Annotated in this window: 11 protein-coding genes; 1 reads left to right on the top strand and 10 read right to left on the bottom strand. The window is 66.4% G+C overall.

The window, feature by feature from the left end:
- Window positions 1-26: 26 nt before the first annotated feature.
- The 8 genes from BM004_RS24940 to BM004_RS24980 all read right to left on the bottom strand — a co-directional run bounded on the left by BM004_RS24940 (window position 27) and on the right by BM004_RS24980 (window position 10588).
- Window positions 27-851 (bottom strand): YihY family inner membrane protein, encoded by an 825-nt coding sequence (locus BM004_RS24940; protein ID WP_093217701.1) that lies wholly within the window; start codon window positions 849-851, stop codon window positions 27-29.
- Between the two features lie 735 nt (window positions 852-1586).
- Window positions 1587-1820, bottom strand: coding sequence for a beta-propeller fold lactonase family protein (locus BM004_RS41540; RefSeq protein WP_177206596.1), 234 nt, complete (start codon window positions 1818-1820; stop codon window positions 1587-1589).
- 77 nt (window positions 1821-1897) lie between these two features.
- Window positions 1898-2503: a glutathione transferase GstA gene (gene gstA / locus BM004_RS24955; RefSeq protein ID WP_093130653.1), complete on the bottom strand. Its 606-nt coding sequence runs from the start codon at window positions 2501-2503 to the stop codon at window positions 1898-1900.
- A gap of 92 nt (window positions 2504-2595) precedes the next feature.
- Entirely contained in the window at window positions 2596-3468 is an 873-nt protein-coding gene (yghU, locus tag BM004_RS24960; RefSeq protein WP_093217706.1) for a glutathione-dependent disulfide-bond oxidoreductase, read from the bottom strand.
- A gap of 75 nt (window positions 3469-3543) precedes the next feature.
- A complete protein-coding gene (locus tag BM004_RS24965) occupies window positions 3544-4632 on the bottom strand; it encodes an NADH:flavin oxidoreductase (protein WP_093217707.1) in 1089 nt (362 codons plus the stop codon).
- A gap of 27 nt (window positions 4633-4659) precedes the next feature.
- Window positions 4660-6186, bottom strand: coding sequence for an efflux transporter outer membrane subunit (locus tag BM004_RS24970; protein WP_093217709.1), 1527 nt, complete (start codon window positions 6184-6186; stop codon window positions 4660-4662).
- Window positions 6183-9413, bottom strand: coding sequence for an efflux RND transporter permease subunit (locus BM004_RS24975; RefSeq protein ID WP_093217710.1), 3231 nt, complete (start codon window positions 9411-9413; stop codon window positions 6183-6185). Before BM004_RS24975 ends, BM004_RS24970 begins: the two co-directional genes overlap by 4 nt.
- Window positions 9410-10588: an efflux RND transporter periplasmic adaptor subunit gene (locus BM004_RS24980; protein ID WP_093217712.1), complete on the bottom strand. Its 1179-nt coding sequence runs from the start codon at window positions 10586-10588 to the stop codon at window positions 9410-9412. Before BM004_RS24980 ends, BM004_RS24975 begins: the two co-directional genes overlap by 4 nt.
- 180 nt (window positions 10589-10768) lie before the next feature.
- Between BM004_RS24980 and BM004_RS24985 the strand changes: the two genes are divergently transcribed.
- Window positions 10769-11686, top strand: coding sequence for a LysR family transcriptional regulator (locus BM004_RS24985; RefSeq protein WP_093130647.1), 918 nt, complete (start codon window positions 10769-10771; stop codon window positions 11684-11686).
- A gap of 148 nt (window positions 11687-11834) precedes the next feature.
- Here BM004_RS24985 and BM004_RS24990 read toward each other — a convergent pair whose 3' ends face one another.
- Complete coding sequence (locus BM004_RS24990; RefSeq protein ID WP_093217713.1) at window positions 11835-12791, bottom strand: alcohol dehydrogenase catalytic domain-containing protein; 957 nt, start codon at window positions 12789-12791, stop codon at window positions 11835-11837.
- A 34-nt stretch (window positions 12792-12825) separates the two neighbouring features.
- The gene (locus BM004_RS24995) at window positions 12826-13590 is read right to left on the bottom strand and encodes an SDR family NAD(P)-dependent oxidoreductase (RefSeq protein ID WP_093130645.1); all 765 of its coding nucleotides are present in this window, start codon (window positions 13588-13590) and stop codon (window positions 12826-12828) included.
- Window positions 13591-13769: the final 179 nt, after the last annotated feature.

The following is a 13769-nucleotide window of genomic DNA, read 5'->3' on the forward strand; positions in this document are numbered from 1 at the left end:
GCGGCATCCGGCACGTCCAGATGCTGCTAGGCCCGTGCGCGCTTGCCCGCCGGTTGTCGCCGGCCGATTGCCAGGTTGGCCGTCACCATGGCCGCCACCAACGTGACCAGCCAGGAGAAGTACACCCACAGCATGAACATGGGGAGCGCTGCGAAGGTCCCGTACAGCGCCTTGTAGGTCGGCACCTTGACGAGGTAGGCCGTGAAGCCGCGCTTGCCGAGCTCGAAAGCCACGCTGGCGATCACGCCGCCCACGAAAGCGTCGACAAGCCGGACCGAGGTGTTCGGCACCAGGTAGAACATGGCCGTCAGCACGGCGATGCCGAGCGCGAGCGGCCCGAGGTCGAGCACGAAGGCCAGCGGGTGTGGCAGCGCGCCGATCAGGCCCATGGAGATGCCGAGCAGATACGACGTCGCCCAGAGGCTCAGGCCGAGCACCGGCGGGCCGACGGCCAGCATCAGCAGGTACAGGCCGACCCTGCGGAAGAACGGCCGGTTCCGGTTGATCTTCCACATCTGGTTCAGCGCGTTCTCCACGGTGAGCAGCATCGCAACGGCCGTACCCAGCAGGAAGAGCGAGCCCACCCAGGTCAGGCCGCTGGCATTCGCGGCGAACTGGTTCAGGTACTTCATCACCGTGCGTGCGATGTCCATGGGAAGCAGCCTGCTCAGCAAGAGCTCCTGAAGCGCATCCCTCAACCGATGGAAGACGGGGAATCGTGTGAAGAGCGCGAAGCTCGCGGCCAGCAACGGCACGATGGACAGCAAGGTCGTGAACGCCAGGCTGCCGGCGACCTGGGGCAGGCGCTCCTTGCGGGCGCGTTCGATCGTCAGGCGGATCAGGGAGAACATGGATCGTCGGGGAGGGGAGTCGGCCGGTTTCGCGGCCGGATACAGCGCTGGTGCTGCGCAGAATTGTGATCGGCCTGCGAGAACACAAGTGCCGCAACGGGCTCGAACAGCCAGCTGATCGATTTCACTCGGCTTTCGCCTGAGGTGTCGGCGAGTTTAGTCACCGCGAGTGACGCCGAAACTCAAGGGCCCAAGGACTCAGGCGCCTCCAGCCACGGCAACCTCGCTCGCTTCATGCCGCAGCTCAGGGTGGCCGGGCTGCGCCCGGCCTGCATGGCAATGCGCCGCGGCAACCATCTTTGGCGGCGCAGAGCCTCGACGCATTCAGCCGCGCGACGAAGACGAAGAGCGTCGTTGGGCAGGTAGAGGCGCCGATGAAATTCTCTCGGGACCACGGCCCATTGGGAGCTGATGAGCATCACGATGACCTGGCCGGATGCATACCAGGCGTTTTGCATTTGCCCGACACCTCGCACAGGTTCATCGATGAAGAAGCCCCTGTCCGCGCTGCCCAAAGACCTGGACCTGCGTACCGATCGTTCAAGGCGCTGCCCGTGTAGGGATAGCGCCGTGCCTGCGACCTTCCCGCTGCGTGACGCAGGCAAAGCATCCACAGCCGGCACTACCAAGCGTCTCCTGACCACCTGCCAGTGCGACGCCGGCGCTGCCCGTTCCCTCACTGCTGCGGGCGCGGTCTTGCGAACGAGGCTCCAAGCGGAGCCCTGTGCGAACGTCTCAGCGCGACAGCACCACCACGGGTGGTCCCTGGCCGGTCGGCTGCGTGATCGCTCTGCTCGGCAGGCCCGTGATCTCATCGAGCTTGTAGGCGGCCACGTTGTTGTCGCCGTTGTTCGCGATACAGGCGAACTTGCCCTGGGGCGCGACGACGACCGACGTCGGGTTGGTGCCGATGGTCGGTCCGGTGACCGGGCCGCTCAACAGGCCGGTCGGTCCATCGACCTGGAACACCTGCAGGCCGATGTTCCCCCATCCAGCGGGATGGGGTCGCGTGAGCCATCGTCTCTTTCGAGAGACGGCAGCCCGAACTACTGAAGTTCCTCGGCTTGCAGCGAAGCACGCACGCTGGGCCGCTGCGCCATGCGCGCCATGAAACGCTGGATCCCGGGGTAGCCGGAGATGTCGAGGCCCACGCGCGGGGGCCATGAAAGCACGTTGTAGAGATAGGCATCCGCCACGGAGAACTGGCTGCCCAGCACGTAGTCATTGGCCGCCAGATGCTCTTCGATGTACGCGAACTTGCTGATCAGGTTGCCCTCGGCAAATTTCGTCTTCGACTCCTGGCTCACGAGCGGCGAGAACATCACTGCCATGCCCTTGTGCAGGTCGCTCGCCACGAAGTTCAGCCACTCGAGCGCCTTGTAGCGCTCCCTGGAGCCGAAATGCGGCAGCAGCTTGGCTTCGGGGTGCTTGTCCGCAATCCACTGCAGGATGACAGCGCCTTCCGTCAGAAGGTCCCCATCGTCGAGTCTCAAGGCCGGCACGAAGCCTTTGGGCGTGACCTGGAAGTAGTCGCCTTCCGCGGTGGTCTTGGTCTTGAAGTCCACCTTGATCAGGGTGAACTCGAGGCCGGCTTCGCGAAGCGCGATCTGCGAAGCCAGGCCGCACGAACCGGGCGAGTAATAGAGTTTCATGATGGTCTTGGGTGAGAGGCCCCCATGGAGGGGCACAAGGGAATGGCACAACGGGATCGCTCTCGCAGCGAGCGGGTTTTCGAACGCGCTCTTCAGGGCGTCAGCGTGTCGAAGTCGGAGGCATCGTGGCGTTCGCGCAGGAACTCGCCGGGAATGGCCGAGATCCGGTTGACGCGCCTGCCGCGGGCCACGGCAGGCCGGGCGCCGATGGCCCGGTACCAGCGCAGCAGGTGCGGGTACTCCTCGACGGCCAGGAACTCGTGCGTGTTGTAGACGCCATAAAGACTGCCGGGATGCCAGGGCCAGACCGCCATGTCGGCGATCGTGTACTGGTCGCCTGCCAGGTACTCACGGGAGGCCAGGTGCGTGTCGAGCACATGCAGCTGGCGCTTGGTTTCCATGGCGTAGCGATCGATCGCGTACTCGATCTTCAGCGGGGCATAGGCATAGAAGTGGCCCAGGCCACCCCCCACGAAGGGGGCGGAGCCCATCTGCCACATCAGCCAGTTCAGCGTCTGCGTGCGCGCCCGGCGCTCTGTCGGCAAGAAGGCGCCGAAGCGCTCGGCCAGGTAAAGGAGGATCGAGCCGCTCTCGAAGACAGGCAGCGGCGGATCGGTGGCGCGGTCGACCAGCGCGGGAATCTTGGAATTGGGATTGATCTCGACGAAGCCGCTGCCGAATTGGTCGCCCTTGAAGATGTCGATCAACCAGGCGTCGTATTCGGCGTCGGCGTGCCCCGCGGCGAGCAACTCCTCCAGCAGGATGGTGATCTTCTGGCCGTTGGGTGTGCCTTGCGAGTAGAGCTGCAGAGGGTGCTTGCCCACGGGCAGTTCGCGCTCGAACCGGGCACCCGACACCGGGCGGTTGATGCTGCCGAACTGGCCGCCATATTCGTTCTTCGGGCGCCATACCTTGGAGGGCACGTAGCCCGACGGCAGGTTATCGAGAGCAGATGATTCGTTCATGATGACTCCTGGTTTCCGGGTTGTTTTCGGGTGGGTTCGCGGGTGGTTTGGCGATGAGATGCGTCGCGCCTGGGGTCAGGCGCTGCCTGGCTCGACAAAGTACGGCCAGCCCCGCATGTGATTGATGAAGCGCTCGCTCAGCCCGCCTGCGCGCAGGTACTGCGCGGGCACGGGAAGCTTCGGGCTGTCGTACATCGGGTCGGCCTGGACCCGCAGCGGAAAGTCCCGCACGAGAATGCCGGCCCTGCCGATCAACACGAAGTCGCAACCCTCGTCCAGCAACTGGCTGGCGCGCTGGGCGCTCATGATCTTTCCGGCCGCTCCGACACGCACACCCTTGCGCGGCAGGTCCGTGAAGACACTGAGCATGGTCTTGCCCTGGAAGGGGCCCTCGCGCACGCGCTGGGCTGAATCCCAAAGGGCCAGGTCCAGGTAGTCGATCAGTTCCCGGTCCAGGATTTCCGCAGTGACCTCGCGCAACTCTTCCAGGCGCAGGCCGTAGCGCTCGATCGACAGGCGCCAGCCGATCTGGAAGTCGGGCCCGCAGGCGCGCCGGATGCCCTCGATCACCTCGAGCGTGAGGCGGGCCCGGTTCGCGACGCTGCCGCCGTACTTGTCGGTGCGGTCATTCAGATGCGGCGACATGAACTCCGACAGGATCCAGCCGAAGGCACCGTGCACGGCCACGCCATCGAAGCCCGCGAGTTCGGCCCTGCGGGCAGCGGCAATGAAGCTGTCCCGGATGCGCTCGACCTGTTGCGTCGACAAGGCGTGCACGCCGGGCAAGGTGTCGCCGGACGCTGGCGCGGGAACGCCCCCGAGCAGAGGGTTGGCGCGGTGGCCCGCATGATGCAGCTGGACCGCCGAGAGCCCGCCTCCCTGGCGGATTGCGGCAGCCATCCTCGACAGGCCTGGCAGGTGGCCCTCGCAATGGATGCCCATCTGGCGGTCTAAGGCGATTCCGCCGGCCTCGACCGTGGTCGCGCAGGTCTGGATCAACGCATAGCCTCCTTGCGAGAGTTGCCCGATCCACGCCTGGTCGAACTCGGAGGCCGTGCCATCGCGTTCGCTCTGCTGGTTGGTCAACGGAGCCAGCATGAAGCGGTTCCTCATGGCGGGGCCATGCAGGAGCGTCAGCGGCTTGAAAAGATCGGAAATCGACATCGAAGTCTTTCAAAAGTGGTGAAGGCGTCAGCTCTTCTTTGCGGACGCCGTGGCGCCGGATGCGTCCCAGCCGCCACCCAGCGCCCGCACCAGGTCCACGGTTGCGCGAACCCGTTCGCCTTCGGCCTGGATGAGGGACTGACGACTGCGCAGCAGCGTTCGCTCGGCATCGACGACGCCCAGGTAGTCGACGTCGCCCTCGTCGAAGCGGGCCTTCGCGGACTGGTCCACCCGCGCCGCGGCCTGCGCCGCGCCTTGCTGGTGGGCGAGGCGTTCGTCGAGCGTGCGCATGGACACCAGCGCGTCCTCGACCTCCCGGAACGCCTGGAGCACGGTTTTCCGATACTCGGCCACCCGCTCCTCATAGGCCGCGCGCGCCTTGGCTTCGTCGGCGCGGCGCCGGCCGCCGTCGAAGATCGGCAGGCTCAGGGCCGTTCCCACCAGCGGACCGAGCAGGAAGGTCCGCTGGGACCAGTTGGCCAGGTTGCCGAGGTCGGCCGACTCGTAACCCAGCGATCCGGTCAAGGACAGCGAGGGGAAGAACGCGGCCTTGGCGACGCCGATGCGGGCGTTTTCCGCCGCCATCGCCAGCGCCGCGGCCGCGATGTCCGGCCGGCGTTCCAGCAGCGTGGACGGCAGCCCCGCTGGAATCCGGATGACGGGCAGCACCAGAGGCTGGGCGTTCAGCGCCAAGGTGCCGGGCGCCTTGCCCAGCAGGACGGCCAGCGCATGGGAAGTCAAGGCCTGCTGCTGACGGATCGCTTGCTGCTCCGCCTTTGCCGTGAACAGCTCGGCTCGCGCCTGCTCCGCCACGAACGGTGCCACCGCGCCTGCTTCGCGCTTGCGCTCCAGCAGTTGCAATGCGCCCTCCCGGAGTTGAACGGTCCGGCCCAGGAGTTGTTGTTCGCCTTCGAGCTGGCGAAGGCTGAAGTAGGTTCGGGCCACGTCCGCCTGGACGAGCAGCAGCATCTGGTGGGCCAACGCCCGTGCCTGGGCGGCGTCTGCCTGTGCGGCAGCCACGCCGGATGCGACGCGCCCGAACAGGTCCACTTCATAGGCGACGCTGGCTTGCGCGCGCCAGAGCGTCTGGACGGCGCCCGGCGCGCCATCTCCCAGGCCTGCCGCAGCGCCGCTGGTGCGCTGCCGGTTCGGCCCGAAGCCTGCGTCGATGCTGGGCAGGCGCTGCGATTCGCTGCGCGAGGCCAGGGCCCGTGCCTGCTTGAGCCTCGCCATGGCGATGCCAACGTCAGGGTTGGCTTGCAGCGCCTGCTCTTCGAGCTGCATCAGCACCGGGTCTTGAAAGACCTGCCACCAGGGGGACGGCGCCTGCGTCTGTGCGGGCTCGGCCGGTTGCCAGCGCCCCGGCTCCTCCGAGGGCGCCAACGGCGGCGCCGAGCGATCGTCGGAGGCGGCGAAGCTGGCGGGAATTTCCAGGTCGGGACGATGCTCCTGTGGGGTGAGCGAGCATGCGGCCAGGAAGACGATGGCGGCCAACGCCAGGGCGGTTTTCGAGAGGCGAGCCAGACGGACGCTCGCTGGGGTTGCGCGGTTCATGCTTTCTCCTCTTGGGGCTTCAGTTCCGGGTGACGGAGAACAGGCGCAGGCGCCTGGTGAGGCACTGGCACAGGCGCCTCGTGGCGGCTGGCGGTGCGCAGCGGTTTGCCATGGCCGAGCGAACGCGCGATCACGTAGAACACCGGGGTGAGGAACAAGCCGAAGAGCGTGACGCCGATCATTCCGAAGAAGACCGAGATGCCCATGGCCTGACGCATCTCCGCGCCCGAGCCGCTCGACAAGACCAGCGGGATGACCCCCATGATGAAAGCGAGCGACGTCATCAGGATCGGGCGCAGCCGCAAGCGGCTGGCCTCGACCACGGCCTTGAGCGTGGACATCCCGGCGATCTCCAGTTCGCGGGCGAACTCGACGATGAGGATGGCGTTCTTCGACGCCAGCCCCACCAGGACGATCAAGCCGATCTGGGTGAAGATGTTGTTGTCGCCTCGCGTCAGCCATACGCCGAGCAGCGCCGAGAAGATGCTCATCGGGATGATCCCGATGATCGCCAGGGGCAGCGTCAGGCTTTCGTATTGCGCGGCCAGGACGAAGAAGACCAGCAGCACGCACAGCGGAAGGATCCACACAGCGCTGTTGCCCGCGATGATCTGCTGGTACGTCAGGTCGGTCCACTCGTACGTCATGCCCGGCGGCAGCGTTTCGGCGGCCACCCTCGCGATGGCAGCCATGGCCTGGTCCGACGAGTAGCCGGGCGCCGGGCTGCCGCTCACGTCCGCCGACGTGAAGCCGTTGTACCGGAGCACCTGGTCCGGGCCGTAGGTCTGGCTGACCTGGGCCACCGAAGCCAGGGGAATCATCTGGCCGGTTTCGCTGCGCAGGTGCAGCTGTCCGATGTCGTCGGGCTTGGAGCGGAACTGGCTGTCGGCCTGCATGCGCACCTGGTAGACACGCCCCAGGAAGTTGAAGTCGTTGACGTAGTACGAGCCAAGAAAGGACTGCAGCGTGCTCAGGATCGCGGGCGTGTCCACGCCCAACTGCTGCGCCTTGGCCCGGTCGATGTCCACCTTCAGCTGGGGCACGTTCACGGTGTAGGTCGAGAACAACGGGGCCAGCTCGGGCGCCTCGGCGGCCTTCTTGATGAACGCCTGCGTGGCGGTGTAGAGCGCCTCGTAGCCGAGGTCTGACCGGTCTTCGATCTGCAGCTTGAAGCCGCCGAGCGTGCCCAGGCCGTAGACCGGCGGCGGCGGAAAGATGCCGGTGAAGGCATGGCCGATGCCGCTGTATTCCCGGGTGAGGTCGGCCGCGACCTGGTCGGCGCTGATGCCCTTGCGTTCCTTGAAAGGCTTGAGCAGCACGAAGGTCAGCGCGGTGCTCGAACTCTTCGTGACGCCGTTGATCGACAGGCCGCTGTAGCCGGACGTGCCCAGGACAGCGGGATGCTTGAGCGCGATCTCGTTCATCTTGCTCATCGTGGCGTCGGTGCGGTCGAGGGTCGAGCCTTCGGGCAGTTGTGCCAGGCTCACCAGGTACTCCTTGTCCTGCGCGGGCACGAAGCCGCCGGGCACATGGCCGGTCAGCCACCAGGTGCCGCCCAGCAGGCCGGCGTAGACGACGAGCATGGCGCCCTTGCGCTTCAGAAGCCGGCCGACGCCGCCGCCGTAGCTTTCCGAGGTGCGATCGAAGGCGCGGTTGAAGCGGGCGAAGAAGCGGCCCAGCACCCGCTGTGTCACACGGGTCACCACATCGGGCGCTTCGCCGTGGCCTTTCAGCAGCAGGGCCGCCAGCGCCGGGGACAGGGTCAGCGAATTGACCGCCGAGATCAGCGTCGAGATGGCGATGGTGACCGCGAACTGCTTGTAGAACTCTCCGGTCAGGCCGCTGAGGAAGGCCAGCGGCAGGAAGACCGCGGACAAGGTCAGCGCGATGGCCACGATGGGGCCGCTGACCTCGCGCATGGCCTGGTACGTGGCCTCCCGGGGCGCCATGCCTCGGGCGATGTTGCGCTCCACGTTCTCGACCACCACGATGGCGTCGTCGACCACGATGCCGATGGCCACCACCAGCCCGAACAGCGACAGCGTGTTGATGGAATAGCCCGCCAGCAGCAGGAAGCTGAAGGTGCCGACGATCGAGATGGGAACGGCGATCAGCGGGATGATCGATGCGCGCCAGGTCTGCAGGAAGAGGAACACGACCAGCACGACCAGGGCCACGGCCTCCAGCAGCGTCTTGACCACGGCATCGATGCCGGACTGGACCGCACGGCTGGGCTCATAGACAACGCGGTAGGTGACGTCTTCCGGGAATTTTTTCTCGAGCTCCTTCATGGCGCGATGCACGTCCCGGGAAATCTGCAGCGAGTTCGCGCCGGGTGCTTCCTGTACGGACACGGCGACGGCCGGCGCGTTGTCCAGCGTGGCCCGGATGCCGTAGTCCTCGGCGCCCAGTTCCACGCGGGCCACATCGCCCAGGCGCGTGATGGCACCGGCCGCATCGGACTTGATGACGATGTTCCTGAATTCCTCGGGCGTCTTGAGCCGTCCGTCGGCATTGACGTTGAGCTGGAAGGCCGTGTCCGGACTGGCCGGCGCGCTGCCGATGGTTCCCACCGCCGCCTGCATGTTCTGGCGCCGGATGGCGCTGGCCACATCGCCCGCGCTCAGGCCGCGCTGGGCCAGCGCGGCGGGATCCAGCCAGATCCGCATGGCATAGCCGCCGGGGCCCCAGATCACGACGTCGCCCACGCCCTGGATGCGGGCCAGGCGGTCCTTCACATGAAGGAGCGCGTAGTTGCTGATGTAGTTGTTGTCGTAGGTGCCCTTGGGCGACACCATGTGCACGGCGATGGTGATCATCGGCAGGTTCTTGACGGCCGTGACGCCCAGGCGCTGCACGTCCTCCGGCAGCCGCGGCGACGCCTGCGACACGCGGGTCTGGACCAGCTGCTGGGCCCGGTCCGGATCGGTGCCCAGCTTGAACGTGACCGTCAGGTACAGGTGGCCGTCGCCGCTGGCCTTCGAGTCCATGTAGAGCATGTCCTCGACGCCGTTGACCGACTGCTCCAGCGGCGCGGCGACGGTCTCGGCGATCGTCTTGGCGTTGGCGCCCGGGTATTGCGCGTGGATCACCACCGAAGGCGGGATGACCTGCGGGTATTCCGACACCGGCATCTGGAAGGCCGCCACGATGCCCGCGAGCATGATCAATGCAGACAGGACGCCCGCGAAGATGGGTCGGTCGATGAAGAACTTGGAAATGTTCATGACCGCGCCCCTGAAGTCATCGGGGCGGATGCGGCCGGCGCGCCAGCCTCTACCGCTGACACCGCGGCGCCCGGGGCGGCACGGTAGGCACCATCCACGATGACCCTGGCGCCCGGCTCGATGCCGCTGCGCAGCACGCGCTGGCTCCCCTGGAGCACGCCGAGCTCCACGAAGCGCCGCTCCACCTTGTTCTGGGCGTTCACGACGAGGACGTACTTGCGGTCCTGGTCGGTGCCGACCACGGCATCGTCGACCACCACGGCCTGGTAGGGCACGGCGCCCTGCAGGCGCACGCGCGCCTGCAGGCCCGGGAGCATCTCGGGACTCACACGGTCCACGCGCGCCCGCACGCGCACGGTTCCGGAGCGGGTGTCCATCCGGTTGTCGAGGGCCTCGAGCGACGCCGCGTGCGGGAAGTCGGCATCGACCGCCAGCCCCACCTTCACCGCCGGTTGCGCGCCGCTGCGCAACGACGGCGCGATGAGCCGCAGGTAGCTCTGCTCATCGACGTTGAACGAGGCATACAGCTTGTTCTCCGAAACGATGCGGGTCAGCGGGGCCGAATCCCCGCCGGAACCCACCACGTTGCCGGCAGTGATTTCCGCCCTGGAAATGCGCCCGGCAATGGGCGCGCGGACTTGCGTGTAGCTCAGGTCGAGCTGTGCCTGGGCCACCGCCGCCTGTGCGCCCTTGAGGGCCGCCAGGGCCTCGCTGGCCGCGTTGTCGAGGGCCTCGAACTCACGCTGCGAGATCGACTGCGACTCGACGAGCCGGCGAGCGCGTTGTTGCTCCATGTCGGCATGCCGCAGGCGCGCCTGCGCGCCCACCAGGCCGGCCTGGACCTGCTGCAGCCTGGCCGTGAAAGGCGCAGTGTCGATGCTGAACAGCAGGTCGTTCTGCTGGACGCGCTGGCCATCCTTGAAGTGCACCTTCAGGAGCGTGCCGGGCACCTTCGGGCGCACGTCGACGAGGTCGACGGCCTCGAGGCGGCCGGTGTAGTCCTGGGCATCGAACACCTGGCTCTGCAATGCCGTTTTGTACTTGACCTGGGGGAGCACGGCGGCCGCGGCGGCATGCGCCTGCGGCCCCTTGTCCCAGAAGATTCCCATGCCTGCGCCCGCAACGGCGATTGCAGCCGCGAGGGCCGCCAGATGCTGCTTTCTGAATGAGTTCATGCGACGTCCTTAACGAGTTGGTGAGGCTCAGTTTGGGCGCGAGGGTCGCAAAGATCGAGACGGCAAGCTGGAATTGGTTATTGCATCGGTTGCAACAATCAGCCCGAAAATTGGCAAAACTGGCGCGCAATCTCTAAACTTGTTCTTGTTTGGACAACAAATTTTCGAAGGAACGACACCGTGGACCGTCTTCAATCGATGCAGATCTTTGCCCGCGTGGTGGACATGCACAGCTTCAACCGTGCCGCCGACAGCCTTCTGATGTCCAAGTCGCTGGTCACGCGTGCGATCAAGGATCTGGAGCAATTCCTGGGCGTGCGCTTGCTGCAGAGAACCACGCGCCACCTGAGCCTGACGCCCGAAGGCACGACCTACTACGACCATTGCAGGCGTCTCCTGGCCGAAATCGAGGCGGTGGAATCCAGCTTCCCGGCAAGAGCCGGCAAGCCGCGCGGCCGGATACGGGTGGACATGACGCTGTCGCTGGCCCGGCTGGTCGTCATACCGGCCCTCAAGGACTTCCGGGATCGCTTTCCGGACGTCGACCTCACCTTGACCATGAGCGACCGGAAGGTCGACCTGATCCAGGAGGGCGTGGACTGCGTGGTCCGCACCGGAACGCCGGAGAACTCGGGCACGCTCGTCGCCCGCCGCGTAGGCGCGTTCGATTGGGTCACCTGTGCGTCGCCAACCTACCTCGCCCGTCATGGCGAGCCCACGACCCTGGAGGAGCTGGCGCAGCATCATTCGGTGGGCTACCTGTCGAACCAGACGGCGCGCCCGTGGGACTGGCACTTCGTGGTGAACGGGGAAGACCGGTTCATCACGATGCGCGAGCACCTCGTGGTCGATGACATCGATGCCTATGTGGCCTGCGGCGCCGAAGGCCTGGGACTGATTCGGGCCGGGAGCTACATGGTGCTGCCGTATCTGATCAGCGGGCGCCTGCGCCGCGTGTTGAGTGATTTTTCGGCGCCGGCCATACCGCTTTCCGTGCTCTATCCCCAAAACCGCCACCTCTCGCCAACCGTGCGGGCCTTCGTCGACTGGGTCAGCGAAGTCGTCAAGGAAGCAGAGGCAGGTTGGCGTGTCAACTGAGCCGCTCCTGCAGCCACTTCCAGAGCGTGGGCCAGAGCGCTTTGCCGCATCGGGCTGGCTTTCCGACCGGTGCCGGCAAAGGTCCTAGAACCGGCTACGGCTACGGCTACGGCTACGGTTACGGCTACGGCTACGGCTACGGCTACGGCTACGGCAACAGCACGGTCAGCCCCGGCAGTCGACGTGCATCCATGAGCCGATGAACGTCGGCCGCTTCGTCGAGCCGTCTTTGCGTGATCACAAGATCCGCGAACACACCGGCTTCGATGAGGCCGAAGAGTTCCGCCGCGGCTGCAAGCTGGTTGCCTGCATTCACGATCTGCGGCGTGCTGCCGCCACGCATCTCTATGGCCCGCCGCGTCAGTTCGGTCTTGCCCGGCGTGGCCGGACCTGAAGCGGCGCCAAGAGCCAGGATCTTCCCCCCGTCGCGCACCGCGGCGACCGAGCTTGCAAACGTGGCGTCGCCCACGAAGTCGTAGACGGCATCCACCCCTTTCGGGGCAAGTGCCCGCACCTTGGCCAGCAACTCGGGGTCGCCGGCAGTCAGCGCGAGCGTGGAGCCCGCTGCGACCAGGGGCAGCTTCTGCGCAGAACCGGCCACCCCGATGACGGTTGCGCCCAGCGCCCTGGCCCAACGGGTGAGTATCGAGCCGACATTCCCGGAGGCGCCTTGCACGAGGATCACCTCCGAGGCCTTGATCTCATGCAGCACCCGCAACCCCATCCAGGCGGTGAGGCCCTTGGCCAGGAATGCGGCGGCCAGCTGTGCGCTGATGTGATCCGGCAATGCCACCAGAGACGACGCCTTGACCACGTTCAAGTCGGCATAGGCGCCTTCCGCGAAGAAGTAGCCGACGCGATCGCCGATCTTCAGTCGTGACTGGGCAGCGTCGATCTCGGTCACCACGCCCGCCGCCTCGAAGCCGGGCACTGCTGGCAGGGCCACGCGGTATCGGCCGGTGCGAACCATGGTGTCGACGAAGTTGATGCCCACGGCCTCGTGGCGAACCACGGCTTCGCCCGGACCGGCACTCGGCGTTTGCGTTTGCTCGTAGCGCAGCACCGAAGGGCCGCCGGTTTCGCGGAGGACGACAGCGTGGTTCATGGCGGTTCCCGGTTGATGGTTGATGGTTGATGGTTCAGGCTGTCTGGCCGCCATCCACGTTCAACGTGGCGCCGGTGATGTATGCCGCGTCCGGCCCCACCAGAAACGCGACCGCGGCGGCCACTTCATCTGGCTGGCCATAACGGCCGAGCGAGGTCATGGCGCGCAGCGTGTCGGCGAACGCCGTGTTCTCCGGATTCATTTCGGTATGGATGGCGCCCGGTTGAACCACATTGACCGTGATGCCGCGCGGGCCGAGGTCCCTGGACCATCCGCGGGTATAGGCAGCGACCGCGGCCTTGGAGGCAACGTAGTCGGCCGCGCCCGGAAATGGAATGCGCGTGGCACCCGTCGTCCCGATGGACACGACCCGCCCGCCGTCGCTCAGCAGCGGCGCGGCGGTGCGCACAGCGGTCACCACGCCCTTGATGTTGATGTCGATCTGCCGGTCGAACGACGGGAGGTCCGCACCCGGGTCACCCACGACGCCGGTGACGAACACGCCGGCGGAGTTCACCAGGATGTCGAGCCGGCCGAAGGTCTCATGGGCGGTCCTGACCAGACGTTCGACGTCCTGCGTCCGGGCCTGGTCGGCCTGGACGGCCAGGGCCTGGCGGCCAAGCGCTTTCACCTCGTCGCGCACCTGTTCGGCGCGGCCGGGGGAATTCGAATAGCTGAACACGACGTCCGCGCCATCGCGGGCGAGCCGGCGCACGATTGCGGCGCCGATGCCGCGCGAGCCGCCGGTGACCAGTGCGACCTGGCCGGCGAGGGGGAGGGGAGTGGGGATGGTTCCCATGATGGTTCTTTCTTCAGATGCGATCAGCACGTTGCGATGAAGGAACTATCGAGCTTCACGGCGTTCACTGGTAGCCACTTGATGCTTGAATCTGCTTCAAGCAATGCTTGAAATAGCGAGGCCGCTGTGCGAGGCTTGGTGCTGCGTCGGTTGCATGGGCAACCATCTGAAAGGAGTGC

The organism is Variovorax sp. OK212, assembly GCF_900112425.1.
GTDB lineage: Bacteria > Pseudomonadota > Gammaproteobacteria > Burkholderiales > Burkholderiaceae_C > Variovorax.

Excerpts from the sequence above, each read along its gene's own strand:
- BM004_RS24940 (WP_093217701.1), bottom strand. The coding sequence starts at position 851 with ATGTTCTCCCTGATCCGCCTGACGATCGAACGCGCCCGCAAGGAGCGC.
- gstA (WP_093130653.1), bottom strand. The coding sequence starts at position 2,503 with ATGAAACTCTATTACTCGCCCGGTTCGTGCGGCCTGGCTTCGCAGATC.
- yghU (WP_093217706.1), bottom strand. The coding sequence starts at position 3,468 with ATGAACGAATCATCTGCTCTCGATAACCTGCCGTCGGGCTACGTGCCC.
- BM004_RS24965 (WP_093217707.1), bottom strand. The coding sequence starts at position 4,632 with ATGTCGATTTCCGATCTTTTCAAGCCGCTGACGCTCCTGCATGGCCCC.
- BM004_RS24970 (WP_093217709.1), bottom strand. The coding sequence starts at position 6,186 with ATGAACCGCGCAACCCCAGCGAGCGTCCGTCTGGCTCGCCTCTCGAAA.
- BM004_RS24975 (WP_093217710.1), bottom strand. The coding sequence starts at position 9,413 with ATGAACATTTCCAAGTTCTTCATCGACCGACCCATCTTCGCGGGCGTC.
- BM004_RS24980 (WP_093217712.1), bottom strand. The coding sequence starts at position 10,588 with ATGAACTCATTCAGAAAGCAGCATCTGGCGGCCCTCGCGGCTGCAATC.
- BM004_RS24990 (WP_093217713.1), bottom strand. The coding sequence starts at position 12,791 with ATGAACCACGCTGTCGTCCTCCGCGAAACCGGCGGCCCTTCGGTGCTG.
- BM004_RS24995 (WP_093130645.1), bottom strand. The coding sequence starts at position 13,590 with ATGGGAACCATCCCCACTCCCCTCCCCCTCGCCGGCCAGGTCGCACTG.